Raw genomic sequence first — 549 nt, 5'->3', positions numbered from 1 at the left:
AATATCAATGAATGGAAAAGGTAGAAGTATTGATAATGTAGTTATAGAGCGTTTTTTTAGAACAATAAAATATAACTGCTTGTTTATAAATGATTTTAAAAATATTAAAGAGATTAAACAGGGCATTAAAGATTACATGCATAAATACAATTACAACAGATTTCATTCTAGCATTAAATATCAAAAACCTATGAATGTATATCTTACAGATTTAAAAAAGCAATACCCTAAAGGCGGAATAACACGGAAACAAAGTCTATAATTTTTTGTCCGAATTTTTCGGTCCACTATATTGTCGACAGTTAGTGATTTTGTGGATATTATTGAGTCTTTCTTTTTAAGTGTGTAAATATTTTTTAAGATTTGTAAATTTTGTATTAAATACATTAATTTTTATTCTTTAAAAGTATGAAAAAGAAAGTAAGTTCTCAAGATGGTATAAGCAAAGCGATAGATTTATTAGTAGAATCAGGAGTAGATTTATCGACCCTTTTTGAGAAAGGAGGATTACTCAAAGAACTAAGTAAACGTCTTATAGAAAAAGCCTTA

General features: G+C 26.2%; 1 protein-coding gene. It reads left to right on the top strand.

The genetic code is table 11. The annotated features are described in order from the left end of the window. Positions 1–262, top strand: a 262-nt coding sequence (locus ACRRVB_RS00675; protein WP_432466098.1) for an integrase core domain-containing protein, incomplete at its 5' end; no start/stop codon positions are given. Between the last annotated feature and the right edge of the window lie 287 nt (positions 263–549).

This window comes from Candidatus Cardinium hertigii, from assembly GCF_050864855.1.
Classification (GTDB): domain Bacteria; phylum Bacteroidota; class Bacteroidia; order Cytophagales; family Amoebophilaceae; genus Cardinium; species Cardinium hertigii_C.
The sequence above is the reverse complement of the archived record's forward strand: the minus strand, read 5'-3'. Positions and strand labels throughout refer to the sequence as shown.